This is a genomic window from Bradyrhizobium tropiciagri, from assembly GCF_001189845.1.
In the GTDB taxonomy this organism is placed as follows: Bacteria; Pseudomonadota; Alphaproteobacteria; order Rhizobiales; family Xanthobacteraceae; genus Bradyrhizobium; species Bradyrhizobium tropiciagri.
The window spans coordinates 55,161-79,918 of record NZ_LFLZ01000039.1 but is presented as its reverse complement, the minus strand read 5'-3'; the positions used below and the strand labels follow the sequence as shown (position 1 = coordinate 79,918).

Genomic DNA, 24,758 nt, shown 5'->3' with positions numbered 1-24,758 from the left:
CATTTTCACTGAGGAAACGAATCCTCAGAACTACCTCAAGCTCATCGCCAGCGGAGATGTTGACGCAACCATGCTGGAGGCGTTGGAGGACTACGTTAAGCGGCAGAAAAAGCGCCTAGCCCTTCATAGCCCCAAGGCCCGAGCGGAGGCGCGCAGCATCATGCATGAGGATGACGAGGAGGCCGCCAACTGAGGCGGCCTTACCTTAGGCCAATTCGTGCAACAGCCGCGTCAGCGATTTCTTTGGGGCCGCTGGTGACGGTCGTACTGGTCTCGATAACTTTACGGGCGACCATCTCGCAAAGCGGGTCGTTACGGTCAACCAGACCCATCGAACGCAACGCTAGATCGAAGGCCTTGTTTAGAAGCTCAATCTCTTCCGGCGTGTATTTGCCGACCCTCAGTAAACGGTTGATTGGCATTGCTCCGCTCCTGCCAGAGAGCAAGTTCCGCTCTTTATAGCATGGAACTCCGTTCGCGGTCGTCTGGGTCGGTTGGCCAAATCTGGTCGCCAAGGAACTCCGTTCACCCACGGAGAACTCCGGGTAATATTTCGCACAGAACGATTTGGGCACGATCAAAATCTATATGCCCAGAACATGGAATAGGGCCGCTCGGTAGGACTACTGAGAATGTCGGACGCCGCATGGTTACGATGGGGTTAAGTCCAAATCAGGCCACTCGAAATTTCAAAGCAGGCCACTAGGGATGGAAGTAGGCCAGCGCCTAAATCCTCAAAAGAACATATTGCGAACATGGAACAAACGTGGTACGAGATTCCTATCAACAACGCATTCCGCCTGATCTCACCCGCCGTTTGTCCCGCTAGCGAATCCTCGCCATAAGGAGCACATCCCAAATGTCCGCCACCGCACTGCGTATCGTCGAAGGATCCTCCATGGACAAGTCCAAGGCCCTCTCAGCCGCGCTTTCCCAGATCGAGCGCCAGTTCGGCAAGGGCTCGGTGATGAAGCTCGGCAAGAACGACCGTTCGATGGATGTCGAGACGGTGTCGTCCGGGTCGCTCGGGCTCGACATCGCGCTCGGCGTCGGCGGCCTGCCGAAGGGGCGTATCGTCGAGATCTACGGTCCGGAATCCTCGGGCAAGACCACGCTGGCGCTGCACACCGTGGCGGAAGGCCAGAAGAAGGGCGGCATCTGCGCCTTCATCGACGCCGAACATGCGCTCGATCCGGTCTATGCGCGCAAGCTCGGCGTCAACATCGACGAGCTCCTGATCTCGCAGCCGGACACCGGCGAGCAGGCGCTGGAAATATGCGACACGCTGGTGCGCTCCGGTGCGGTCGACGTGCTGGTGGTCGATTCGGTCGCGGCGCTGGTGCCGAAGGCCGAGCTCGAGGGCGAGATGGGCGATGCGCTGCCGGGCCTGCAGGCGCGCCTGATGAGCCAGGCGCTGCGCAAGCTCACCGCCTCGATCAACAAGTCGAACACGATGGTGATCTTCATCAACCAGATCCGCATGAAGATCGGTGTGATGTACGGTTCGCCGGAAACCACCACCGGCGGCAATGCGCTGAAATTCTATGCCTCGGTCCGCCTCGACATCCGCCGCATCGGCGCGATCAAGGAGCGCGACGAGGTGGTCGGCAACACCACCCGCGTCAAGGTGGTGAAGAACAAGCTGGCGCCGCCCTTCAAGCAGGTCGAGTTCGACATCATGTACGGCGAGGGCGTCTCCAAGATGGGCGAGATCCTCGACCTCGGCGTCAAGGCCGGTCTCGTCGAGAAGTCGGGTGCCTGGTTCTCCTATGACAGCCAGCGGCTCGGCCAGGGCCGCGAGAATTCGAAGGCGTTCCTGCGCGCCAACCCCGACATCACCACCAAGATCGAAGCCGCGATCCGGCAGAACTCAGGCCTGATCTCCGAGCAGATCCTCGCCGGCGCGCCCGAGCGCGACGCCGAAGGCGAGGAGCCGACGGAAGAGTAGACCTCAAGGCAGACATGATTTCGCTGGAAGCGGGCGCAGAGGACGTTGAGTTGCCGACGTCTTCGGCGCCCGTTTCGTTTTGTGTTGCGTTCGGCGAGGTTGGACGATGAAGCGTTTGATTCTGACTAGTTGCGGCATCCGTCTCGCGCGCTCAGGTCTGGCAGAAGCGGTCATTGAATTTCGCTTTCGCTTCGTTTGGGGGCCGTTGCCCCCGGTAGAAGAGTTCGAAGATTATTTTGGCGCGCGTTCCGGCCAGGGCCCGGGTCGTCATTGGTCGGATTGGTGTTCATGGAGATTGTTCTCCGATGAAGTCCGGGCTCGCAGGCACCTTTCGCTCGTCGAGTATTGCGAACCGTATGACGTTATCGAGCTCTGGTTCGAACAATATCCGAACGATCAGCTGCAGCTGGTCTTCCTTCTGGCTTTTTTCAGATATCATCCCGAGACAGCGGCCAGGTTGAAGTTGCGTCTTGTTGATTTCGATCTGACGATGCCGGCTGAACAGATGCCCGAACCAGATGATGTGTTGACGGTCGACGTTGGCCCGGTCGAACTCAATACCGGAAGTGCGATCTGGTCGGCTTATCGCGCAGCCACCCCAATGCCTTTTCTGGATTGCTTGCAGAGTGACCTTAGCTCACTGCCATTTCTGAGGTCGGCGCAGCTTGCCTTGGTTGCAGAATTGCCCTCCCGCGCGACGGGGCTTGGCGCAACTGAAATGCGACTTCTTGAGCTGATCGCACGTTACGACGGCTTTTCAGCGCTTGGACTACTTCATCGTTTCTGGCGCCCCGGAAATGTGTTCGGGGAACTCGAACTTTTCTCATTGCTCGACGGCCTCACGGATGGTCCGTCGCCTGCAGTGACCGATCTCGAACGACCGCAGAGCAAAAGGAGCTGGCACGCGCGCTACGCCGCAAGCTATCCGCGGCTGACCGAGTTCGGCGAAGCGATCATCGCGCACCAGGAAGACTTCAGCAGCCATAACCCGATCGATCGCTGGTGGGGCGGCACGCACCTCACCAACGACAATCTCTGGCGCATTGCTCCGGCGCTGACCAAGCCGTAGTCAACTCAACCCGCCGCCAGCGCCTTCTCCCGGCTCGCGATCAGCGTCCGCAATTCGTCCGTCACCGAGACCGATTGATGGGTTGTCTGGTCGGTCGCGACCCAGATGATCTCGCCGGTGGCGCGCAGGTCGTCGGAGCCCTTGGCGAAGATCGCGAGCGCCAGATTGATCGAGGAGCGACCGATCTTCGCGACCCGAACGCAGACCTCGATGTCCTCGTCGAACCGGATCGGCGCCTTGTATTCGACGACCGATTTCACGGTGTGGAAGTCGATCCCGGTCCGCGCCACCTCGCCGAGATAGTCGTAGCCGAGTGCGCGAAAGTACTCCGTGATCGCAGTGTCGAAATAGGTCAAATAGTGGGCGTTGAACACCACGGCCTGCGCGTCGACCTCGGAATAGCGGACGCGAAACGGGAAGTGAAACCAGAATTCTTCGCGCATGTTTCCTCCTGCCGCGGCGTCGGTCGTTCCCGCGAATTCCGTGATGGCCGAATTGCGGACCCGTTGGCTCTACCCATCCTACCGACTGGATCTAGTGCCGGGGGATGACCAGTCGCCCCAATCCCTACTGTGCATGGGGTTGTTTTTGATGTTTTGAACTGGACCTCGTAGCAACCATCCCCGCTTGATGGTTGCTACAACATCCGGCAACGGAGGCCGCGCTATTCCGCCGCCTGCGCGTAATCCTCGATCGGCGGGCACGAGCACACCAGGTTGCGGTCGCCGTAGACATTGTCGACGCGGCCGACCGGGCTCCAGTATTTGTCGGACCGTGACACGCCCGCGGGGAAGCAGCCCTCGGCGCGGGTGTAGGCCCGGTTCCACACATCGTCGGCGATGTCGTGGACGGTGTGCGGCGCGTGGCGCAAAGGCGAGGCCTCGACCTTCCAGCGGCCGCTCTCGATCTCCGCGATCTCCTTGCGGATTGCGATCATGGCGTCGCAGAAGCGGTCGATCTCGAATTTCGATTCCGATTCCGTCGGTTCGATCATCAGCGTGCCCGCCACCGGGAAGCTCATGGTCGGCGCATGGAAGCCGTAGTCGATCAGCCGCTTGGCGATGTCGTCGACGGTGACGCCGCTGGTCGTCTTCAGCGCCCGCGGGTCGACGATGCACTCATGCGCGACACGGCCGCGCTCGTTGCGGTACAGCACCGGGAAGTGCGGCTGCAGCCGTGCGGCGATGTAGTTGGCATTGAGGATCGCAATCTCCGTGGCGCGCGTCAGGCCTTCGCCGCCCATCATCAGGATGTAGATGTAGGAGATGGTCAGGATCGACGCCGAGCCGAACGGCGCGGCCGACACCGGGCCGATGGCGTGCGCCGTCGAACCATCAGTTGCCGGATGGCCCGGCAGATAGGGCGCAAGATGCGCCTTGACGCCGATCGGACCCATGCCGGGGCCGCCGCCGCCATGCGGGATGCAGAACGTCTTGTGCAAATTGAGATGGCTGACATCGGCGCCGTAGTCGCCGGGCCGCGACAGCCCGACCTGCGCATTCATGTTGGCGCCGTCGAGATAGACCTGTCCGCCATGCGTATGCACGATGTCGCAGATCTCGCTGATATGCTCCTCGAACACGCCGTGGGTCGACGGATAGGTGATCATGACGGCGGCGAGATTGGCCGAATGCTTCTCCGCCTTGGCGCGGAGATCATTCACATCGACGTCGCCGCGCGCATCGCACGCGACCACCACCACGTCCATGCCGACCATCGCGGCCGAGGCCGGATTGGTGCCGTGCGCGGAGGAGGGGATCAGGCACACCTTGCGGTGCGGCTCGCCGCGCGCGAGGTGATAGCCGCGGATCGCAAGAAGTCCGGCATATTCGCCCTGCGCGCCGGAGTTCGGCTGCAGCGACACCGCGTCATAGCCGGTGATATCGCACAGCCACTGCTCCAGCCGCTTGAACAGCGCATGATAGCCCTTGGCCTGATCGGCGGGCGCGAACGGATGCAGATTGCCGAACGCCGGCCACGTCAGCGGGATCATCTCGGTGGTGGCGTTGAGCTTCATGGTGCAGGAGCCGAGCGGGATCATCGCGCGATCGAGCGCGAGGTCGCGATCACTGAGCTTGCGCATGTAGCGCAGCAGCTCGGTCTCCGAGCGGTGGGTGTTGAACACCGGATGGGTGAGGAAGGCGCTAGAGCGCCGCAGCTCCTTCGGCAGCGTCTCGCTTGCGCTACCCTCGATCTCGGCAAAGCTGAGCTTGCCGCCGAACACGCGCCACACCGCCTCGACGGTCTCCGGCGTCGTGGTCTCGTCGAGCGCGATGCCGAGCGTGGTCGCGCCGATGCGAAGATTGATCCGCTTCGCCTGCGCACGGGAGACGATCTCGATCTGCTTCGCCCCGACCTCGACAGTCACGGTGTCGAAGAACGCCTCGCTGGTCGGTGCGAAGCCGAGCTTGCGCAGGCCGGCGGCGAGCACGGTGGCGCGGCGATGCACGCCGCGCGCGATATGGGTCAGGCCTTCGGGGCCGTGATAGACCGCATACATCGAGGCGATCACGGCAAGCAGCACCTGCGCGGTGCAGATGTTGGAGGTCGCCTTCTCGCGGCGGATATGCTGCTCGCGGGTTTGCAGCGCTAGGCGATAGGCGGGTGCCCCCCGCGAATCCACCGACAGGCCGACGATGCGGCCGGGCAGCGAGCGCTTCAGCGTGTCGCGCACCGCCATGTAGGCGGCGTGCGGTCCGCCATAGCCCATCGGCACGCCGAATCGCTGCGCCGAGCCGATTGCGATGTCGGCACCGAGCTCGCCGGGCGAGGTCAGCAGCGCCAGCGACAGCAGGTCCGCGGCGACGATCGCAAGCGCGCCCCTGGCGCGCAGCGATGCGATCGCCGGCCGGAGGTCGCGCACCGCGCCCGTGGTGCCGGGATATTGCAAGAGTGCGCCGAGAACGTCGGCCTTGTCGAGCTCGGTGAGGGGATCGCCGACCAGCAGCGCCCAGCCCAGCGGGGCGGCGCGCGTGCGCATCACGGCGAGCGTCTGCGGATGCACCTCCTTGTCGACGAAGAACACCTTCGCCTTGACCTGCGAGTGGCGCTCGGCGAGCGCCATTGCTTCGGCCGCCGCGGTCGCCTCATCGAGCAGCGAGGCATTGGCGACGTCGAGCCCGGTGAGGTCGCAGATCATGGTCTGGAAGTTGAACAGGGCTTCGAGCCGGCCCTGGCTGATCTCGGGCTGGTACGGCGTGTACGCAGTGTACCAGGCCGGGTTTTCCAAGATGTTGCGCTGGATCACCGCGGGCAGGATGGTGCCGGAATAGCCTTGGCCGATCAGCGAGGTGAACACCTGGTTCTGCGCGGCGAGCTCGCTCATATGCGCGAGCGCCTCGGTCTCGCTCAGCGCGCGGCCGAGATCGAGCGGCGCCTTCTGGCGGATCGACGCCGGCAGCGTCTCACCCATCAGCGCCTGCAGGCTCGCGGCGCCGACCGTCTCCAGCATCGCGTTGACGTCGCGCGGTGACGGTCCGATGTGTCGGCGGACGAAATCGGTGGCGGCTTCGTTGATCGGCTTGAAGGGCGCGTTCATCGGTTGATCCTCGGGATTATCCTCAGGCGGTGTGCGCGGCGTATGCGGCTTCGTCCATCAGGCCGCCGAGTTCGCCCTTGTCGGCAATTTTCAGCTTGAAGAACCAGGCCTTGCCGCCGGCATCCGAGTTGACCAGCGCGGGCTCGGCGGCGAGCGCCTCGTTGACCTCGATCACTTCGCCGGTGATCGGCGCGTAGACGTCGGAGGCGGCCTTGACGGATTCGACGACAGCAGCGGCCTCGGCCTTCTTGAGGCTGCGGCCGACCTTGGGCAGTTCGACGAACACGACGTCGCCGAGCTGCGATTGCGCGTAATCGGTGATCCCGATCGTGGCGACGTCGCCTTCGATGCGGAGCCATTCGTGGTCGGACGTGTACAGCGTGGTCATGGAGAGATCCTCTGGCGTCTTAGCGTTTGTAGGTATTGGGGACGAAGGGCGTGGCGGCGACTTTCAGCGGCAGCCGCTGACCGCGCACTTCGGCGAAAACGGTGGTGCCGACCGCGGAAAGTGAGGTCGGCAGATAGCCCATTGCGACCGGCGCATTGAGGCTCGGGCCGAAGCCGCCAGAGGTCACCTTGCCGATCTGCTCGGTCGAGGCGGCATCGGCAAACAGCGGAGCGCCTTCGCGCACCGGCGCGCGGCCGTCGGGCCTGAGGCCAACGCGGCGGCGCGATGCGCCTTGTGCGAACTGGGTAAGGATCTTGTCGGCGCCCAGAAAACCGCCGGCGCGGGCGCCGCCGCTGCGGCGGACCTTCTGCATCGACCATTCCAGCGCGCCTTCGACCGGCGTCGTCGTGGTGTCGATGTCATGGCCGTAGAGGCAGAGCCCAGCCTCGAGCCGCAGGCTGTCGCGTGCGCCGAGCCCGATCGGCAGCACGTCGGGATTGTCGAGCAGCGCAGTGACCAGGGCTTCGGCCTTGTCGGCCGGCACGGAAATCTCAAAGCCGTCCTCGCCGGTGTAACCGGAGCGCGAGACGAAGCAGTCGATGTCGGCGACGCGGCGCGGGCCGGCATCCATGAATTTCATCGAACTGACATCTGCACAAAGTTGTGCCAGTGCCGATTCGGCCTTCGGTCCCTGCAGCGCGATCAGCGCGCGGTTGGCCAGCGACACGATTTCGCAGGTGTCGGAGAGATGCGCGCGCAGATGCGCCTCGTCCTCGGCCTTGCAGGCCGCGTTGACCACCAGGAACAGGTGATCACCGAAATTCGCAACCATCAAATCGTCGAGCAGGCCGCCGTCGTCGTTGGTGAATTGCGCGTAGCGCTGCCGTCCCGGCGCGATGCCGACGATGTCTTGCGGCACCAGTTTTTCCAGTGCGAGCGCCGCATCGCCGACCTTGCCGGATTTGGCCTTCAGCACGAGCTGGCCCATGTGGGACACGTCGAACAGGCCGGCGTCCTTGCGGGTGTGCAGATGCTCCTTCAGCACGCCCGCCGTGTATTGCACCGGCATGTCGTAGCCGGCGAACGGCACCATCTTGGCGCCGCGCGCCAGATGCAGCGCATGCAGCGGGGTCTGTTTCAGCGGGGAAGTTTCGTGCGCAAGCATCACAGGGCCCTCGCGGTTCCCGCGGGGACCCATTTCCCCTTGAGAAACCTGCAGAAAGCCCCATCTGTCGCTGTGCCTGAGAGTATTATCCCGTCGGCGGACGCAATCGGGGGAGAACCCCAGCGCCTCTTTCCAGATGTCAGACGTCACGCGGTCCTTTTGCCTGAGAGTTTCCGGGGCGGTTGCTCCTTCGGCGCCGGCCCAAAGCTGGACCGGTCTCTCCCGACGTGACGGGTTAACAGGTAGGTAGAAAACACGGCGCCACCAAGACTGTCAACGCAGCTGCAACAACTATCCAATGGGCTTTGTGCTGCCGCGGCAAGCCCATGATCCGCCTGCACAGTTTCTGGACACCGCAGCTGGCAATGTCTAAAAGCGTTCGGCCGGAAAATGACGCCTTTTTGCGGCTGGCCGGCCCCTTTTTCCGATTGGATGAACATGAGCAGCGTCAACGACATCAGGTCGACATTTCTGAACTTCTTCAAAGAGAACGGCCACGAGATCGTGGCCTCGTCGCCGCTGGTGCCGCGCAACGACCCGACCCTGATGTTCACCAATGCCGGCATGGTGCAGTTCAAGAACGTCTTCACCGGCGTCGAGAAGCGCAGCTATCAGCGCGCCACGACGTCGCAGAAATGCGTGCGCGCCGGCGGCAAGCATAACGACCTCGACAATGTCGGCTATACTGCCCGCCATCTCACCTTCTTCGAGATGCTCGGCAACTTCTCGTTCGGCGACTACTTCAAGGAGCGCGCGATCGAGCTGGCCTGGAATCTGATCACCAAGGATTTCGGGCTGAAGAAGGACAAGCTGCTCGTCACAGTCTATCACACCGACGACGAGGCGGCGGGCTACTGGAAGAAGATCGCGGGCTTCTCGGACGACCGCATCATCCGCATCCCGACCTCGGACAATTTCTGGGCGATGGGCGATACCGGCCCGTGCGGTCCGTGCTCCGAGATCTTCATCGACCGCGGCGAGCACATCTGGGGCGGACCTCCCGGCAGCCCGGAAGAGGACGGCGATCGCTTCCTCGAATTCTGGAACCTGGTGTTCATGCAGTACGAGCAGGTGACGAAGGAGGAGCGCGTGGCGCTGCCGCGTCCCTCGATCGACACCGGCATGGGCCTGGAGCGCATGGCCTGCATCCTGCAGGGCGTCGAGAGCGTGTTCGAGACGGATCTGTTCCGCCACCTGATCGAGGCGGCTTCGTCGGCGCTCGGCCATGGACCGAACGCGCAGAACGTCGCGTCGTATCGCGTCATCGCAGATCACCTGCGCTCGTCGGCGTTCCTGATTGCCGACGGCGTGCTGCCATCGAACGAGGGCCGCGGCTACGTGCTGCGCCGGATCATGCGCCGCGCGATGCGCCACGCGCAGCTCTTGGGCGCGAACGAGCCGCTGATGCATCGCCTGGTCTGGGCGCTGGTCCGCGAGATGGGCCAGGCCTATCCGGACCTGGTGCGCGCGGAGAAGCTGATCGAGGAGACACTGCAGCTCGAAGAGACCCGCTTCCGCAAGACGCTGGTGCGGGGACTATCGATCCTCGACGAGAAGAGCGCCGGCCTCAAGAAGGGCGACATGTTCGATGGCGACACCGCGTTCACGCTGTACGACACGTATGGATTCCCGCTGGACTTGACGCAGGACGCGCTGAAGTCGCGCGGCATCAGCGTCGACCAGGCGGCGTTCACCGACGCGATGGAGCGGCAGCGCGAGAAGGCGCGCGCGTCCTGGGCAGGCTCCGGCGAGGCGGCGACCGAGACCATCTGGTTCCCGCTGCGCGAGAAGCTCGGTGCAACCGAATTCCTCGGCTATGAGACCGAGAGCGCGGAAGGCGCGGTGACGGCGCTGGTCAAGGATGGCGCCGAGGTCGACAGCCTCAAGGCCGGCGAGAGCGGTGCGATCGTGCTGAACCAGACGCCGTTCTACGCCGAGTCCGGCGGCCAGGTCGGCGACATCGGCGTGCTCACGGGTGAGGGCGTCAAGTTCCGCGTCACCGACATGCAGAAGAAGGCCGGCGATCTGTTCGTGCATCTCGGCACGGTGGAACAGGGCACGCTGAACGTCGGCACGGCGCTGCAACTCGAGGTCGACCACGCCAGGCGTTCGTCGATCCGCGCCAACCATTCCGCGACGCATCTGCTGCATGAGGCGTTGCGCCAGGTGCTCGGCGATCACATCGCGCAGCGCGGCTCGCTTGTCGCACCCGATCGCCTGCGTTTCGATTTCGTTCATCCGAAGCCGATCACGCCGGAAGAGCTCGCCCGGGTCGAGGACATCGCCAACGATGTCGTGCTCGAGAATGACGAGGTGACGACCCGCGTGATGGCGGTTGACGACGCCCGCGAGGCCGGTGCGCGCGCGCTGTTCGGCGAGAAGTACGGTGACGAGGTCCGCGTCGTCTCGATGGGCAAGAGCGCCCGCGAGCACGGCCAGAACGCGCTCGGCTGGTCGGTCGAGCTCTGCGGCGGCACCCATGTCCGCCGCACCGGCGACATCGGCCTGATCTCGGTGACCAGCGAGAGCGCGGTCGCCTCCGGCGTCCGCCGCATCGAGGCGCTGACCGGGCGTCACGCGCGCAAGCACGCCAACGACACCATGGCGCTGGCGAAGACTGCGGCGGCCGAGCTGCGCACCACGATCGAGGATGTGCCTTCGCGCATCACTGCGCTGATGGAGGAGCGCAAGAAGCTCGAGCGCGACCTGTCGGATGCCCGCAAGAAGCTCGCGATGGGCGGCGGCGGAGCGTCGAACGGCGCAGCCTCAGCCGTTCGCGAGGTTGGCAACGTCAAGCTGCTGGCGCGCGCGGTCGAAGGCGTCGAGACCAAGGACCTGAAGAGCCTCGTCGATGACGGCAAGAAGCAGATCGGCTCGGGCGTGGTCGCGATCGTCGGCGTCACCGAGGACGGCAAGGCCGGCATCGTGGTCGGCGTCACCGCCGATCTGACTTCGCGCTTCAACGCGGTCGAGCTGGTGCGCAAGGGCTCCGAGGTGCTCGGCGGCAAGGGTGGCGGCGGCCGGCCCGACATGGCGCAGGCCGGCGGGCCCGACGGCGCCAAGGCGGACGCCGCGCTGTCTGCGATTGAACAGGCAATGGCCGGCGCCTGACGGAGAGGCTGATCGTGGCGACGGCTCCGTTCAAGCCCACGATCAGCGATCCCGGACTGCGCAATCGTCTCTACGAGCTGCTCGAGCGCGATGATCTGCCGCATTCGGGCGGCTCGCGGTTTGCCGGCCTTATCGTCGCGATCATCGCCGTCGACGTGCTGGCGGCGATCTTCGCCTCGGTGCCCGAGATCGACGCCCAGTTCGGATGGCTACTGACGACCGTCGAGATCGCGGCGGTGGCCGCCTTCGCGCTGGAATATGCCGCGCGGCTCTGGAGCGTGGTTGGCCATTCCCTGCGCGACATGACGCCATTGCGGGCACGGCTCGAATACGCGCTTTCGACCCTCGGTCTCATCGATTTGCTGGCGTTCCTGCCGTCGGCCATCGCGCTCGCGATCGGTGACAAGACCGCGCTGGTGCTGTTCGGCATGCTGCCGTTCCTGAAGCTGGTGCGCTACTCGACCGCGATGCGCTCGCTGCTGGCGGCGCTGCATGCCGAGCGGCGCACGCTGTTCGGCTGCGTCGTGATCCTGACCGGCGCGGTGCTGCTGTTCGCCGCGCTGCTCTATGCCATCGAGCACAAGGTGCAGCCCGACAAGTTCGGCACCATGCCGCAGGCGATGTGGTGGGCGATCGTGACGCTCGGCACCGTGGGTTATGGCGACGTCGTCCCGGTGACGCCGCTCGGGCGGATCGTCACGGTGGTTGCGATCGTGATCGGGTTTGCGATGATCGCGCTTCCGGTTGCGATCATCTCGACCGCGTTCGCCGACGAGGTGCGGCGCCGCGACTTCGTCGTGACCTGGGGCATGCTGGCGCGGGTGCCGCTGTTCTCGCATCTCAACGCCGCCGACATCGCCGACATCATGCGGCTGTTGCGGTCGCAGACCATCGAGGCCGGCGAGGTGCTGGTGCGGCGTGGCGATGCGGCGTCGTCGATGTATTTCATCACCGCCGGCGAAGTCGAGATCGACCTGCCGAGCCAGCGCGTGCGGCTTGCCGACGGCACGTTCTTCGGCGAGATCGCGCTGCTCAGGCGGACCAACCGGTCGGGCACGGTGACGGCGATGCGGAAGACCAAGCTGCTGCTGCTCGATGCGCAGGACTTCCATGCCCTGATCGAGCGCATGCCGGCGCTCGCCGCGCATGTCCGGGAGACGGCGGAGGCGCGGCTCGCCGACCCGCTCACGGCTGGCGGCGACCTCGTAGCCGCGGAGATCGCCCAGCCGCCCGGCGAGGCCGACGGCGGCATCCGCGACTAGTTTTGGTCTAGTCGCGGCGCAGGAACACGTAATCCGCCGAATACGCCGCGCTCTTCAAGGCCCCGGCCTTGTCGCAGGCGCCGCTGAGCTCGCCGCCCGAAGTGTTGATCCGCTGCACGGTGGCAACGCTCGAGAGTACGCCATTGCCGCGGTGGGCGATCACTTCGAGCTTTAGCCAGGCAATGTCTGCTGGCGTCGTGCCAGGCGCGCTGCCGGCGGTGCGGGCGGTCACGGCGCTGCCGTCGACATGCTCCCAGTTCGGACCCGCATAGTGGCGGCCGACCGTGCGGCCATTGGCGATCAAAGTGGCGACCGGTTCGCGGAACGACCATGCGAGCTTGCCGTCGGTGACCGGCTTGCACTCATAGACCTGGACGCCCTCGGCATGGACCGACAGCACCGGGGACTCAGCCGGTGCCGCGACAGCGTCGGGCAGGGGATCGGCAGCTGATGCCGCCGACCCGGTGAGCAGCAAGGATGCGAGCGCAACGGCTCTGATGAGGGCCATGGTCACGCTCGCACCTGTCTTCCCAAGACGCAGCCGTTAGGCCGCCATCGCCTTCGCGAGATTGTCGGACACCTTGTCGAGAAATCCGGTGGTCGAGAGCCAGCGCTGGTCGGCGCCGACCAGGAGCGCGAGGTCCTTGGTCATGTAGCCTTCCTCGACGGTCGAGACGCAGACCTTCTCCAGGGTGGTGGCGAACTTCGCCAGTTCCGGATTGTTGTCGAGCTTGGCGCGGTGGGCGAGGCCACGGGTCCAGGCGAAGATCGACGCGATCGAGTTGGTCGAGGTCTCCTTGCCCTTCTGGTGCTCGCGGTAGTGCCGGGTCACCGTGCCGTGGGCGGCTTCGGCTTCCACCGTCTTGCCATCAGGGGTGAGCAGCACCGAGGTCATCAGGCCGAGCGAGCCGTAGCCCTGGGCCACGGTGTCGGACTGCACGTCGCCGTCATAGTTCTTACAGGCCCAGACGTAGCCGCCGGACCATTTCAGCGCCGAGGCCACCATGTCGTCGATCAGGCGGTGCTCGTAGGTCAGGCCCTTGGCCTCGAATTCCTTCTTGAACTCGCGGTCGTAGATGTCCTGGAAGATGTCCTTGAAGCGGCCGTCATAGACCTTGAGGATCGTGTTCTTGGTCGAGAGGTAGACCGGGTAGTTGCGCAGCAGGCCGTAATTGAGCGAGGCGCGGGCGAAATCGATGATGGAGTCGTCGAGATTGTACATCTCCATCGCGACTCCGGCGCCGGGCGCCTTGAACACTTCGCGCTCGATCACGGTGCCGTCCTCGCCGACGAACTTCAGCGACAGCGTGCCCTTGCCGGGGAACTTGATGTCGGTGGCGCGGTACTGGTCGCCATAGGCGTGGCGGCCGATGATGATCGGCTTGGTCCAGCCGGGAACCAGGCGCGGCACGTTCTTGCAGATGATCGGCTCGCGGAAGATCACGCCGCCGAGGATGTTGCGGATGGTGCCGTTCGGCGACTTCCACATCTGCTTCAGGCCGAACTCCTTCACCCGGGCCTCGTCGGGGGTGATGGTGGCGCATTTGACGCCGACGCCGACCTTCTTGATGGCTTCGGCGGCGTCGATGGTCACCTGGTCATTGGTCTCATCGCGGTATTCCATGCCCAGATCGAAATAGAGCAGTTCGACATCCAGGAACGGGTTGATCAGCTTGTCCTTGATGTACTGCCAGATGATCCGGGTCATCTCGTCGCCATCGAGCTCGACGACGGGGTTGGATACCTTGATTTTTGCCATGACGGGGAGGCCCTCTTGGGAACGGCGCGCTTTTGACGGCGGGGGTGGAAAATACGCCTGCGCTATAGCACCGCCCGGGGGCGGGCGGAAGCGGACCGGTTATGCACTTTCAGCCCATCTTTTCACCGAGAACCGCCATTCTGACCGGCGGCTCTCGGGTCCCTGTCCTGGACCGGTTTTCTTCGCCTGACCCCGCTAGAATGGCACCTGCGTCGCGGTCCCGGCCACGATGTACCAGGTCACGAACAGGCCGGCGATCAGGGCCCCCGGCAGGCTCGATCCGGTTCTCCGCCAGGTGAAGGTCGCGATCACGGCCACGATCGCCAGCAGCGGCACGAACTGGATCGCGACGATGGTCGAGAGCGGCACGAAACTGGGGTCCGGCACCGGGTTGAACAACTTACCGGTCAGCCACATCGTGCCGTATTGCAGCACCAGCAACACGATGAAACCGAGCGTCAGCGCCAGGATGTTGGTGAGGTAGAGCGCCCCTCGTGGCGCATCCATGGTCGAGAAATTCCGGTGCAGCACGTGCAGCGCCACGACGAAAAACGCCGTGAACGGAATCAGATAGATCAGGAAGATGAGGAATTGCTTCGCGCTCATCAATTTGAGTGCGACGATCCAGAACCTGAAGTCGATCTTGAAGGCGAGGTCGGCGAGCCAGAGCGCGGCGTAACCCACCGCAACCGAGATCACCGCGATCACGACGGATTGACTAACAAGGCCGGCCCGGCTGGCGCGCTTGGGGGCGAACGGCATCAGGGCCAGCGTGATCAGGCCGTTGATGATGGCCCAGACCAGGATCTGGTTGGTGATGCCCTGCGGCAGCACCGAGCTCGGGGTGACGAAGGTGCCGCCGAGCGCGAAGGCCGGGTAGTAGGTCAGCGCCGGGATGAAGGCGGACAGGATGAGCGCCGTGGTCCAGCGCCGGCCGGCCGCAGCCTGATGCGGCGGCATGGTGCCATCGGCAACCGCGGGCAGCCGCAGGCGGGAGAACATCTGGGCCTCCAGCAGTCCATCGAACGTCCCGATCACGAGGGCAATGAAACCGATCAGGGCGATCAGCGTGCCGATCTCCTTGCGGAACCAGATCTGGTCGTCGACCGGACGCGGGGTGCCGCCCTTCAGCGTCTTGGCGAACCAGTCGAGGCTGTAGCCGATCGCCTCGTGCGAGATGTGCTCGGCCGGATGGGTCATCGCTGGCGTGTACAGCGCCCGTGCGGTGCCACTGGCCGGGTCGCCATAGACCTTGCCGGGCTCGACCGCGCCCTGGGTGCCGAACATCGCCTGGAGTTTCGGGCTCTTGGTGACCTCGCGGGCGAGCTCGACGCCCCACATCAGCTCGGGGAATTCCTCGTACTGGGCGAACACCAGGGCGGTGTTGCGCGGCCAGGTGGCCGTGCCCTCAGCGGCGAACGGCTTGCCGGTGGACGAGCCCTCCAGCACCAACGCTTTGTAGTCGTTGGGCATCGCGGCAGCCGCCGCCAGCACGGTCCAGCCGCCCATCGAATGGCCCTCGAGCCCGATGTTCTCTTTGTCGACGAAGGGCAGGCTGCGGAGATAGGCGAGGCCGTCAGGTCCGCCAAAGCCGTTGGCGAAGGAGGGCGGGTCGCTGTAGCCATGCCCGGTCTGGTCGAGCGCCAGCACCACATAGCCTCGGCGGGCGAACTCGATGGCGAAGCCGTCCTGGGTCTCGCGCGAATTGATATAGCCATGGACGGCCAGGATGCCGGGCGCCGGGATCTGCGCCGTGGCATTCGGCGGGATGTAGAGCAGGGCGCTCATGGTGTTGCCCTTGGCGCCCTTGAACCTGACATCCTCGATCCGGATGCCATCAGCGGTCTGCGTGAAGTGGGCGAGCAGGCCCCCCGCCGCGATCAAGATCAGGCCCACAATCGCCAACGTCCATCTGCCCCGCATCGTCGTCCCCCCAATGTGCTTTGACCCAAAGTGCTTGGAATCAAGTGCCCCGCCGTTCAAGCGGCGTCTCAAGCGTGCCTTTACAGCTTCGCTTTGGTTGTGGTTGATAGCCTATCCGAAGGCCAAGCGCGCGCAAGCGGCGGCCTTCGCTCCGTGCGATTGGGACTCCAATTGAGGATTCGCAAACCCCGCTAACCCTGTTATCTCCTTGGAGAAAATGGTCCCGTGCAAACCGGTGCAAAAGCCGGTCAATGCTGCTCTCTTGGGCCTCTGCATGAGATTTTGAGTCAGCATCTTCGGAAGCTGATTCAAAACCTTCAGACGTTGAATCAGAAAGTGAAGTGAGATGTCCGGCACCGACAAGACCAAGGCAGGGCACGACCTTGCCGGTCCCGTCGTCATCCTGGTCGAGCCGCAGCTTGGCGAGAACATCGGCATGGCCGCGCGGGCGATGGGGAATTTCGCGCTGAGCCGGATGCGCATCGTCAATCCGCGCGACGGCTGGCCGAACATTGCCGCCCAGCGCGCCGCCGCCGGCGCCGACCACATCATCGGTTCCGTCGAGCTGTTCGACACCGTCGAGCAGGCGATTGCCGATCTCACCCTGGTGTTCGCCACCACCGCCCGCGCCCACGACCAGGCCAAGCCGGTGGTCGGGCCGGAAGGCGCGGCAAGCGAGATCGTCGGCCATGTCGCGTCCGGCGGCGGGGCCGGTATCCTGTTCGGGCGGGAGCGTGCCGGCCTGACCAATGAGGAGGTGGCGCTCGCCAACCGCATCATCACCTTCCCGGTCAACCCGGGCTTCGCCTCGCTCAATCTGGCGCAGGCGGTGCTGTTGATGGGCTACGAGTGGTTCAAGCTCTCGACCGCGGGTGCGCTGCCGTTCGCGATGCCGGAGCGATCCGAGCCGGCCTCCCAGCACCAGATGCAGGCGTTCTTCGACAACCTCGTCGCCGAGCTCGACAAGGTCGAGTTCCTGCGTCCGGCCGAGAAGCGCGACACCATGCTGGTCAACCTGCGCAACATCTTCACCCGGATGGACCCGACCAAGCAGGACATGCACACGCTGCACGGCGTGGTGATGGCGATCGCCGAAGGCCGCAAGGGCCCGGCCAAGGGCGGTGTGCTCGACGGCGCCCAGGCGACCCGGCTGCGCGCGCTGCTCGCCGAGCAGGGGCAGGGCGGTGCGACCGCCGACAGCAGCAGTACCGTGCGCGGGCTCGCCCGGCTGCTCCGCCGCAACCCGACCGATGCCGAGCGGATCCTGTGGCAGGCGTTGACGCGGGACCGCCGCTTCGCCGGCCAGTTCAAGCGCCAGACCCCGGTCGGCCGCCACATCCCCGACTTCGTCTCCTTCGTGCACCGGACCGCGATCGAACTGGTCAACGCCAAGGAGAGTGAGGCCATCGCCGCCGACCGCGCCAAGCGCCGCGCCTGGCTCGAGGCGCGCGATTATCGGGTGGTCGACATCAAGGTGGATGATGTTGAGCGTGATCTCGATGGTGAGCTGGTGCGGCTGGAGGCGGGGCTTCAGCGGGGGCGGTGAAGCGTCATGTTCAGTGTCACCACCCGCGAAAGCGAAAGCGGGTGATCCAGTGCGTAGGATGGGTAGAGCGTAGCGAAACCCATCATCTCTCCCTGCGATCAGCTTGATGGGTATCGCTTCGCTCCACCCATCCTACAATTCCGAATGACCCGTCGGGCAAGTTGCCGGCATCATCAGCAATCTCTCTTCAGCTACGACAATCGCTCTGGGGCAGCGGCAGGGCCGGTTCGCTAGACGTCTCTCCATTCACCCGCAACCACGCCTCACTTCGGCGTGGTCGGCCAGCAGGAGACAGACATGAATCTACACAACCCCTCAGACGCCGTCAGATCGAAGCCCGAAGAGCTGGTTCCGTCGCGCTACGCGCAGCGGATCGGCGAGATTGACGTGCTGGTGGTCAGCGATGGCGTGCTGCCGCTCCCGACCCAGATGCTGGGACACAACGCCGATCCCGCCGCGCGCGCAGCATGGCTGCACGACATGTTCCTGCCGGCGGATGCGTTCGACTGGGCGCTGAATGTGGTCATGGTCCGCAGCGGCGGGAAAACCATCCTGATCGACGCCGGGCTGGGGTCGGATCCCGACCTGCACCTGCCGCGGGCCGGGCAGACGGTGAAGCGGCTGGAGGCCGCCGGCATCGATCTTTCGTCCGTCACCGACGTGGTGCTGACCCACATGCACATGGACCATGTCGGCGGGCTGCTCGTCGAGGGCGTGAAGGAGAGGCTGCGTCCGGATCTGCGGATCCACGTGGCGGCCGCCGAGGTCAAATTCTGGGAGGCGCCCGATTTCTCCCACACCAACATGCCGCAGGGATTCCCGGACGCGCTGCGGGCGACCGCCAAGCGGTTCGCACAGGAGTACCGCGATAATCTGCGGACGTTCGATGCGGAGCACGAAGTGGCGCCGGGCGTCGTCGTTCGTCGCACCGGCGGTCACACGCCCGGGCACAGCATCGTCCGGATCGCATCTGGCGGCGAAGCACTGACATTCGCCGGCGATGCCGTGTTCGCGGTCGGTTTCGACCAGCCCGACTGGTACAACGGTTTCGAACACGATCCCGAGGAGGCGGCGCGTGTTCGCGTTCGTCTGCTGCGCGAGCTGGCGAAGACCGGCGAGATGCTGGTGGCCACGCACCTGCCGTTCCCGTCGGTCGGACACGTGGCGGTCGATGGCGACACCTTTCGTTGGGTGCCGGTGTACTGGGACTACTGACCGCTTGTCGGTCTAGGATCGAACCAGGGCGCGTGGACTCAATGATGCTATTGAGTTCGCGCCCTGGGCGGCGCCGGGTGCTACGCGACGCCGGCGACTTCAGCGTGGATGGCACGGCAGTGTTGCGCCAGGGTGTCGTGCGCGACCACGAACTCCTTCAACGGCGTGTCGATGTCGTAGAAGTAAATGTTGGCCACGAAGCCATAGATGCCGGCGTCGATGGACGTCGGCGTGTTGCCCTGCACATAGCCTTGCCGCGGGATCAGGTTTGCCAGTGCGGCGAGATCGGCGATCCCGCGGGCCATCGCGGCGTCGGGCACGAAGCGGCCGATGCCCTGGTAATGATAGCGTTGCGCGTTGAACTCCCTGGCCTTCATCAAGCCGTCGTCGGTGAGGTCCGGATGCTCACGCTTGAGCGCATCGCGGAACTTCGGCCAGTAGCGCTCGTCCTTCCAGCGCGAGTAGGACATTACCCAGTAGAGATCGTCGAGCGTACGCGTGATGAGGAGATCGGTGGTGCGCTGCGCCGGCGTCAGCACCGCATCCAGCGTCACGCCGTATTTTTCGGTGACGTAGCGGAGGATGGTCTCGCTGTCGCCGACGGTGTCATGGCCGTCGACGACATAGGGCAATTGCTGGCGCGGCGCCTTCGATGCATCAAAAATGTGCTCGTGCCGGAACGGCACGCCGGCCAGCTTCAGAAAAGCAAATACCTTCAGGCCATAGCCATTGTTGTCGGCGACGCCGAACAGCGGCGGATAGGAATAGAGCGTGAGCATGGCGGCTCGTCACGTTCAGGATGGACGAGGCTACCTCAGGATTGGCCGGTTGGAAACGCTAGCCAACCGCGCCGTGCTCAGGCGGATAACGATTGGTTGGTGCGGCGTTGATCCTGATGTCTTGCGTCCCGAATTTCGGCGGCGTCATGTTGGCTTCTCAAACACGTGAAATCTGATAGATTTTGTCTGGCAAGCCCTCGGCAGTCACGTGCCGAAAGAAAGGGCGGCGATCGTACCATTGATCCGCGCGCTCCTTTTTTCTTGCGCGTCGGCTATCTCGATTTGCGCACGGCCTCGTTGGCCCCCGTGCGCGCATTTCGTTGACGAACCTTTTTGAAGCCAGAAATCGATCAGAGTTCTATTGGCATATTTAATTGATTGGAGGCGTCGTCATGATCCGTATCGGATCGTTAGCGCTCGTTATCGGCGCGGTATTGACCAGCCCGGCCAGCGCACAGTCGGACCTAGTCGAGCGCGGTGATTATCTGGTCAATGGCATCCTGGCCTGCGGCAACTGCCACACGCCGAAGGGGCCATCGGGGGATATCCCGGATAAGGCATTTTCCGGCGGCGCGTCGTGGGATGAGCCACCTTTCAAGGTCACCGCCCCGAACGTGACGCAGGACAAGGAGACCGGCATCGGCAATTACACCGACGCCGAGCTCAAGCAACTGCTGCGGAAGGGCGTCAAGCGCAACGGCGTACGTGTCGCCATGGTCATGCCAAGCGGCTTCTACGAGATCATGACCGGCCGGGATATCGATGCGGTGATCGCTTATCTGCGGACGCTCAAGCCGATCAAGAATGCGGTGCCGGAGCCAATCTACAGGATGGCGCAAGGACATCCAGTCCCACCGGGCGGTGAAAGCCCGTACACCGAGGCGATGTTGAGCGACAAGGTGCAGCAAGGGTTCTACCTCGCTACTATCGCGCACTGCATGGCGTGTCATACGCCGATGGGACCGCAAGGGCTGGAATTCGCAACCAAGCTCGGCGCCGGCGGCAGGAATTTTCCGGGAGCATGGGGCTTGTCGGTTTCCAGGAATATCACCTCCAGCAAGACGAAGGGCATCGGCGGCTGGACTGACGACGCGATCAAACGCGCCATCACTGAGGGCGTCAGCAACGACGGCGGCAAGCTCAATCCGCCCATGGGGTTCCACTACTACGCCACTCTGGCAGCTGCGACCTCGACGCCATCGTCGCCTATTTGCGTACGGTGCCAGCAAAAGAATAGTCTGACAGCCGCTTCTTCCGGGCAATGACGATGGAGAGGCGTAGACCCGGTGAGGGTCCGCGCCTCGCATATCGCCTGCTGCGTTCAGGCCTTCGAGATGCCGCCGTCGATCACCGGTCCCATCGGCTCGTAGCGTTCGCCGCTGAAGCGCGTCAGTTGCAGTTGCTCCAGCGGATAGTAGTCGGTCGGCGAGGTGTTGATCCTGATGCCCGGCAGCAGCATGTCGGATTCGACATCCCTGAGGTTCGCCGCCTGCCTGATGATGTTTTCGGACGAGACGTCGTCGCCGCATTGCTTGAGCACCTGAACCAGGATCTGGCTGGTGAGATAGCCGGTGACCGCGTAGATGTCGTTCTTGGCGGCCGCCGGATCGTATTTGTCGAGGAAGGCGCGCCATTTCTGGATCGCGGGATCGCTGTCCCAGGCGGCGTCGACGGGATCCTTCAGATAGGCGCTCGAGATGATCCCCTTGGACACGTCGAAGCCCGCGGCCTTCAGCGTCGAGCCTGCGGAGGAGGCGTTGTTGCCGATGTAATGCGCCGGCTGCCAGCCGAGTTCGGCGATCTTCTTGATGCCTTGGGCGGCGAATTTCGGCGTGGTCATGCTCATGAACACATTGGCGCCGGCGGATTTGCAGCGGACCACCTGGCTGTCGATCGTCGGGTCAGCGGTTTCATAGGACAGCTCGGCAACGATCGCAGACGTCTTGGTGCCAAGTCCGTCCTTGAAACCCTTCAGCACGTCGCGTCCGAAATCGTCGTTCTGGTAGACGATGCCGATCTTGGCATCCGGCTGTGTCGCGAGAACGTGTTGCGCGAAGGCGCGCCCTTCGATCTGGTAGCAGGGCTGGAATCCCATGGTGTAGGGGAAGTTCTTGTGGTCGCCGAACTTGGTCGCGCCCGAGGCGATGAAGAGGTGCGGGACCTTCTTCAGGTTCATGTACTTCATGATCGCCGCATTGGTGGGCGCACCGAGCGGCGCAAACAGGACGTCGATCTCGTCGCCTTCGACCAGCTTGCGCGCCTGCTCGACGGTCTTGGCCGGGCTGTAGGCGTCGTCATAGGTGATGTACTTGATCATGCGGCCGTTGATGCCGCCTTGCTCGTTGATCATCTTGAAATAGCCGCCCGGTGTGCGGCCGATTGACGAATAGACCGCAGCCGGTCCCGAATAGGCGTCGATGTTGCCGATGACGATCTCGGTCTTGCCCTCCATCTTGCCCTTGGCGATCGCGGGCCTGCCGAGCAGCAGCGTCGCTGAAGTGGCGGCGGCGCCCTTGATGAGATGACGGCGGGTGAGCCGGGGGGAACGGTTCCTTGTCATTCTTATTTCTCCGCTTCTTCTTGTTGGCCGTTTGGCAGCCTCTGACGGGCATCTCGGCTTCAAGCATTCCATGGTGCTTGATCCGGATCAAATCAGTCTAGGACCGCTGCACGGCAGAACTTGTGTGCAGTCGCTACCACCAGGAATATTGGCGCGGTGTCAGGATGCGGAGCAGCGCGGCGGATCGAATGATCCACCGCGCCGAGTGCAGAGGCCGATCAGGCCGGCAGGGCCCGGCTCGCGCGACCATGCGCGCTGAGCTCGCGCACCGGAAACACGCGATCGTAGGCGATGTTGAACACGAACGCGTAGACCAGATAGAACGCGACGATCGAGATATCCATCATCAGCGCGGCCCACAGCGAGACGCGAGATACCAGGCGACGAACGGGATCAGCAGCACGATCAGGCCGGCTTCGAACAGCATCGCGTGCGCCACGCGGATTGGCATCGTCTTGACGACACGCCCGGTGAAGCGGACCAGCGCGTGGTCGAAGCCGAGATTGAACAGCAAGTTCCAGATCGTTGCCACCGTCGCCGAGACGACGCCGATGACGCCCATATGGGCGACCGGCTGATTGAACAGCCAGGCGGCCGCCGGCGTGAAGATGGCGATACCGATCAGTTCGAACAGGACTGCGTGCCTGATCCGGTCGGAGAAGGAACGCATGGACATTTTGAAACCCTTTCTTGTCGTTGCGACCGGATTTCTATCTGATATTGTGGGACTACAAAGTTAGATAATATCTTGAAAAGAGATAGATGGCCGTTTCCATGGACCAGCTCGAATCCTTCGTGGCGGCGGCCGAGCAAGGCTCGTTCTCCGGCGCCGCGCGGCTTCTGAAGAAGGCGCAATCAGCCGTCAGCACGCACGTCGCCAATCTGGAAACCGATCTCGGCATTGCGCTGTTCGACCGGACCGGCCGCAACCCGGTGCTGACCGAAGCGGGTGCGCGATTGTTGCCGGAAGCAAGATTGATCCTCGATCGCCGCGAGCACCTGATCGGAGTTGCCAGCAGCTTCGAGGCGCATGTCGAGAAGCGCCTGGTGGTGGCGATCGACGAGCTCTATCCGGAGAGCGCGGTCGGCGCGCTGTTTGCGGAATTCGCCACGCGCTTCCCGCATGTCGAGCTCGAGCTGCTGTTTCCGATCATGGAGGACGTCAGCCGCCTCGTGCTCGACGGCAAGGCCGATGTCGGCGTGATGTGGCGGCAGGAGCAGCTGCCGCCCGAGCTCGGCTTCAAGACCATCGGCTGGGTGCCGCTGCAGCTCGTGTGCGGCAAGAACCATCCGCTCGCGCGTGGAAAGGTGGACTGGGAGGAGCTGAAGCGGCATCGCCAGATCATGGTCACGGTGCGCAACGAGGGAACCGAGCGGCATCGGCTGCGTGTCGCGGCGGAGGTGTGGTGGGTCGAGAGCCACTGGGTGATCCTGCAGATCCTCAAGCACGGCGTGGGCTGGGCGCTGATCCCGGCGCACATCATGGCGAGCTCGCAGGTCGCTGAGGACCTCGCCATTCCCGAACTGGAATTCGACGAGGGCGCGCATCCCGTGGCGCTCGAAGTGGTCTGGCACAAGCAGCGGCCGGCGGGCCCGGCGGCAAAATGGCTGCGCCGCCGTTTCGCCACGCGGCCGCCGATGCTCCGCCTGTGAGCGCCGGACACGCGCACCGTCGCGCATCGCCTGGGGAGCTGACATCGCGCGTGCGATGTGTTGCCATGCCTGCCGCACTGACCTGACGAGGTGAAGACGATGGCGAAGCAGTTGGAAGGCAAGGTCGCGGCTGTGACCGGGGCGGCGTCTGGCATCGGACTTGCGAGCAGCGAGGCGATGCTGGCGGCCGGCGCGCGCGTGGTAATGGTCGACCGCGACGCCGCCGCGCTCGCGGCGCTCGCCGGCAGGCACGGCGATGCGGTGATCCCGCTGGTCATCGACCTGCTCGATCCCGGGGCTTGCGCGACGCTGCTGCCACAGGTGCTCGCGAAGGCCGGCCGGCTCGACATCCTGCACGCCAATGCGGGCATCTATGTCGGCGGCGATCTCGTCGACGCCGACAGCGCCGCCATCGACCGGATGCTGAACCTCAACGTCAACGTCGTGATGAAGAACGTGCACGACGTGCTGCCGCACATGATCGCGCGGGCGACCGGCGACATTATCGTCACCAGCTCGCTCGCCGCGCATTTCCCGACGCCCTGGGAGCCGGTCTATGCGTCGTCGAAATGGGCGATCAACTGCTTCGTGCAGACGGTGCGGCGCCAGGTGTTCAAGCACGGCATCCGCGTCGGCTCGATCTCGCCCGGGCCCGTGATCAGCGCGCTGCTCGCCGACTGGCCGGCCGAGAAGCTGCAGGAAGCAAAGGCGGCCGGCAGCTTGCTGGAGGCGAGCGAAGTCGCCGAAGTCGTGATGTTCATGCTGACCCGGCCGCGCGGCATGACCATTCGCGACGTCGTGATGCTGCCGACGAATTTCGATCTGTAGCGCGGCTGCCCGCC

The 24,758-nt window shown here is 64.2% G+C and carries 20 protein-coding genes, 1 pseudogene and 1 riboswitch; of the genes and pseudogenes, 10 read left to right on the top strand and 11 right to left on the bottom strand.

Annotated elements, in window-relative coordinates; all coding sequences use genetic code 11:
• On the top strand, nucleotides 1–193 hold a 193-nt coding region (locus AKN84_RS47475), incomplete at its 5' end, for a hypothetical protein (RefSeq protein WP_050423632.1).
• 7 nt (nucleotides 194–200) lie between these two features.
• On the opposite strand, the gene AKN84_RS27215 is transcribed toward AKN84_RS47475, so the two are convergent.
• Complete coding sequence (locus AKN84_RS27215) at nucleotides 201–422, bottom strand: hypothetical protein (RefSeq protein WP_050423631.1); 222 nt, start codon at nucleotides 420–422, stop codon at nucleotides 201–203.
• Nucleotides 423–859: 437 nt separating this feature from the next.
• Here AKN84_RS27215 and recA point away from each other — a divergent pair, with 437 nt between their 5' ends.
• Together recA and AKN84_RS27205 are read left to right on the top strand one after the other, a co-directional pair.
• Complete coding sequence (gene recA / locus AKN84_RS27210) at nucleotides 860–1,948, top strand: recombinase RecA (protein ID WP_050423630.1); 1,089 nt, start codon at nucleotides 860–862, stop codon at nucleotides 1,946–1,948.
• Between the two features lie 106 nt (nucleotides 1,949–2,054).
• Nucleotides 2,055–3,017: a hypothetical protein gene (locus AKN84_RS27205; RefSeq protein ID WP_050423629.1), complete on the top strand. Its 963-nt coding sequence runs from the start codon at nucleotides 2,055–2,057 to the stop codon at nucleotides 3,015–3,017.
• 5 nt (nucleotides 3,018–3,022) lie between these two features.
• Here the strand turns inward: AKN84_RS27205 and AKN84_RS27200 are convergent, their stop codons facing one another.
• The 4 genes from AKN84_RS27200 to gcvT all read right to left on the bottom strand — a co-directional run bounded on the left by AKN84_RS27200 (nucleotide 3,023) and on the right by gcvT (nucleotide 8,108).
• Nucleotides 3,023–3,460: an acyl-CoA thioesterase gene (locus AKN84_RS27200; RefSeq protein WP_050423628.1), complete on the bottom strand. Its 438-nt coding sequence runs from the start codon at nucleotides 3,458–3,460 to the stop codon at nucleotides 3,023–3,025.
• A 221-nt stretch (nucleotides 3,461–3,681) separates the two neighbouring features.
• Entirely contained in the window at nucleotides 3,682–6,555 is a 2,874-nt protein-coding gene (gene gcvP / locus AKN84_RS27195; protein ID WP_050423627.1) for an aminomethyl-transferring glycine dehydrogenase, read from the bottom strand.
• A gap of 22 nt (nucleotides 6,556–6,577) precedes the next feature.
• Nucleotides 6,578–6,943, bottom strand: coding sequence for a glycine cleavage system protein GcvH (gene gcvH / locus AKN84_RS27190; protein WP_021077888.1), 366 nt, complete (start codon nucleotides 6,941–6,943; stop codon nucleotides 6,578–6,580).
• A 19-nt stretch (nucleotides 6,944–6,962) separates the two neighbouring features.
• Nucleotides 6,963–8,108 (bottom strand): glycine cleavage system aminomethyltransferase GcvT, encoded by a 1,146-nt coding sequence (gene gcvT / locus AKN84_RS27185; RefSeq protein WP_050423626.1) that lies wholly within the window; start codon nucleotides 8,106–8,108, stop codon nucleotides 6,963–6,965.
• A 141-nt stretch (nucleotides 8,109–8,249) separates the two neighbouring features.
• A riboswitch (glycine riboswitch) is annotated at nucleotides 8,250–8,344 on the bottom strand.
• Nucleotides 8,345–8,546: 202 nt separating this feature from the next.
• Here gcvT and alaS point away from each other — a divergent pair.
• Nucleotides 8,547–11,219 (top strand): alanine--tRNA ligase, encoded by a 2,673-nt coding sequence (gene alaS, locus AKN84_RS27180; protein WP_050423641.1) that lies wholly within the window; start codon nucleotides 8,547–8,549, stop codon nucleotides 11,217–11,219.
• A gap of 11 nt (nucleotides 11,220–11,230) precedes the next feature.
• Nucleotides 11,231–12,481, top strand: a complete 1,251-nt coding sequence (locus tag AKN84_RS27175) for a cyclic nucleotide-gated ion channel (protein ID WP_050423625.1) — start codon at nucleotides 11,231–11,233, stop codon at nucleotides 12,479–12,481.
• A 7-nt stretch (nucleotides 12,482–12,488) separates the two neighbouring features.
• Here the strand turns inward: AKN84_RS27175 and AKN84_RS27170 are convergent, their stop codons facing one another.
• From AKN84_RS27170 to AKN84_RS27160, 3 genes are all read right to left on the bottom strand, one after another.
• A complete protein-coding gene (locus tag AKN84_RS27170; protein ID WP_050423624.1) occupies nucleotides 12,489–12,989 on the bottom strand; it encodes a DUF3455 domain-containing protein in 501 nt (166 codons plus the stop codon).
• A 36-nt stretch (nucleotides 12,990–13,025) separates the two neighbouring features.
• Complete coding sequence (locus AKN84_RS27165) at nucleotides 13,026–14,240, bottom strand: NADP-dependent isocitrate dehydrogenase (protein ID WP_050423623.1); 1,215 nt, start codon at nucleotides 14,238–14,240, stop codon at nucleotides 13,026–13,028.
• 195 nt (nucleotides 14,241–14,435) lie between these two features.
• Nucleotides 14,436–16,136, bottom strand: coding sequence for an alpha/beta hydrolase family protein (locus AKN84_RS27160; RefSeq protein WP_128971203.1), 1,701 nt, complete (start codon nucleotides 16,134–16,136; stop codon nucleotides 14,436–14,438).
• A 373-nt stretch (nucleotides 16,137–16,509) separates the two neighbouring features.
• Between AKN84_RS27160 and AKN84_RS27150 the strand changes: the two genes are divergently transcribed.
• Nucleotides 16,510–17,709: a TrmJ/YjtD family RNA methyltransferase gene (locus AKN84_RS27150; protein WP_050423620.1), complete on the top strand. Its 1,200-nt coding sequence runs from the start codon at nucleotides 16,510–16,512 to the stop codon at nucleotides 17,707–17,709.
• Between the two features lie 297 nt (nucleotides 17,710–18,006).
• Nucleotides 18,007–18,924, top strand: coding sequence for an MBL fold metallo-hydrolase (locus tag AKN84_RS27145; protein ID WP_050423640.1), 918 nt, complete (start codon nucleotides 18,007–18,009; stop codon nucleotides 18,922–18,924).
• Nucleotides 18,925–19,004: 80 nt separating this feature from the next.
• Here AKN84_RS27145 and AKN84_RS27140 read toward each other — a convergent pair whose 3' ends face one another.
• Nucleotides 19,005–19,703 carry a glutathione S-transferase family protein gene (locus tag AKN84_RS27140; protein WP_050423619.1) on the bottom strand — a complete coding sequence of 233 codons (699 nt, stop codon included), beginning with the start codon at nucleotides 19,701–19,703 and terminating at the stop codon, nucleotides 19,005–19,007.
• Nucleotides 19,704–20,095: 392 nt separating this feature from the next.
• On the opposite strand from AKN84_RS27140, the gene AKN84_RS27135 reads away from it, so the two are divergent.
• Nucleotides 20,096–20,968: a c-type cytochrome gene (locus AKN84_RS27135; protein ID WP_244485502.1), complete on the top strand. Its 873-nt coding sequence runs from the start codon at nucleotides 20,096–20,098 to the stop codon at nucleotides 20,966–20,968.
• A 56-nt stretch (nucleotides 20,969–21,024) separates the two neighbouring features.
• Here the strand turns inward: AKN84_RS27135 and AKN84_RS27130 are convergent, their stop codons facing one another.
• A complete protein-coding gene (locus AKN84_RS27130; RefSeq protein ID WP_050423618.1) occupies nucleotides 21,025–22,263 on the bottom strand; it encodes an ABC transporter substrate-binding protein in 1,239 nt (412 codons plus the stop codon).
• A 218-nt stretch (nucleotides 22,264–22,481) separates the two neighbouring features.
• A pseudogene (locus AKN84_RS27125) lies at nucleotides 22,482–22,933 on the bottom strand (PACE efflux transporter).
• A 92-nt stretch (nucleotides 22,934–23,025) separates the two neighbouring features.
• Here AKN84_RS27125 and AKN84_RS27120 point away from each other — a divergent pair.
• Together AKN84_RS27120 and AKN84_RS27115 are read left to right on the top strand one after the other, a co-directional pair.
• On the top strand, nucleotides 23,026–23,916 hold the full coding sequence (locus AKN84_RS27120) for a LysR family transcriptional regulator (protein ID WP_050423617.1): 891 nt from the start codon (nucleotides 23,026–23,028) through the stop codon (nucleotides 23,914–23,916).
• Nucleotides 23,917–24,015: 99 nt separating this feature from the next.
• Nucleotides 24,016–24,744, top strand: coding sequence for an SDR family oxidoreductase (locus AKN84_RS27115; protein WP_050423639.1), 729 nt, complete (start codon nucleotides 24,016–24,018; stop codon nucleotides 24,742–24,744).
• Nucleotides 24,745–24,758 lie beyond the last annotated feature (14 nt).

Coding starts and splice junctions, on each gene's coding strand:
- AKN84_RS27130 (WP_050423618.1), bottom strand. CDS start 22,263: ATGACAAGGAACCGTTCCCCCCGGCTCACCCGCCGTCATCTCATCAAG.
- AKN84_RS27165 (WP_050423623.1), bottom strand. CDS start 14,240: ATGGCAAAAATCAAGGTATCCAACCCCGTCGTCGAGCTCGATGGCGAC.
- recA (WP_050423630.1), top strand. CDS start 860: ATGTCCGCCACCGCACTGCGTATCGTCGAAGGATCCTCCATGGACAAG.
- gcvP (WP_050423627.1), bottom strand. CDS start 6,555: ATGAACGCGCCCTTCAAGCCGATCAACGAAGCCGCCACCGATTTCGTC.
- AKN84_RS27145 (WP_050423640.1), top strand. CDS start 18,007: ATGAATCTACACAACCCCTCAGACGCCGTCAGATCGAAGCCCGAAGAG.
- AKN84_RS27140 (WP_050423619.1), bottom strand. CDS start 19,703: ATGCTCACGCTCTATTCCTATCCGCCGCTGTTCGGCGTCGCCGACAAC.
- AKN84_RS27200 (WP_050423628.1), bottom strand. CDS start 3,460: ATGCGCGAAGAATTCTGGTTTCACTTCCCGTTTCGCGTCCGCTATTCC.
- AKN84_RS27135 (WP_244485502.1), top strand. CDS start 20,096: ATGATCCGTATCGGATCGTTAGCGCTCGTTATCGGCGCGGTATTGACC.
- AKN84_RS27120 (WP_050423617.1), top strand. CDS start 23,026: ATGGCCGTTTCCATGGACCAGCTCGAATCCTTCGTGGCGGCGGCCGAG.
- alaS (WP_050423641.1), top strand. CDS start 8,547: ATGAGCAGCGTCAACGACATCAGGTCGACATTTCTGAACTTCTTCAAA.
- AKN84_RS27150 (WP_050423620.1), top strand. CDS start 16,510: ATGTCCGGCACCGACAAGACCAAGGCAGGGCACGACCTTGCCGGTCCC.
- gcvH (WP_021077888.1), bottom strand. CDS start 6,943: ATGACCACGCTGTACACGTCCGACCACGAATGGCTCCGCATCGAAGGC.
- AKN84_RS27205 (WP_050423629.1), top strand. CDS start 2,055: ATGAAGCGTTTGATTCTGACTAGTTGCGGCATCCGTCTCGCGCGCTCA.
- AKN84_RS27115 (WP_050423639.1), top strand. CDS start 24,016: ATGGCGAAGCAGTTGGAAGGCAAGGTCGCGGCTGTGACCGGGGCGGCG.
- AKN84_RS27170 (WP_050423624.1), bottom strand. CDS start 12,989: ATGGCCCTCATCAGAGCCGTTGCGCTCGCATCCTTGCTGCTCACCGGG.
- AKN84_RS27215 (WP_050423631.1), bottom strand. CDS start 422: ATGCCAATCAACCGTTTACTGAGGGTCGGCAAATACACGCCGGAAGAG.
- gcvT (WP_050423626.1), bottom strand. CDS start 8,108: ATGCTTGCGCACGAAACTTCCCCGCTGAAACAGACCCCGCTGCATGCG.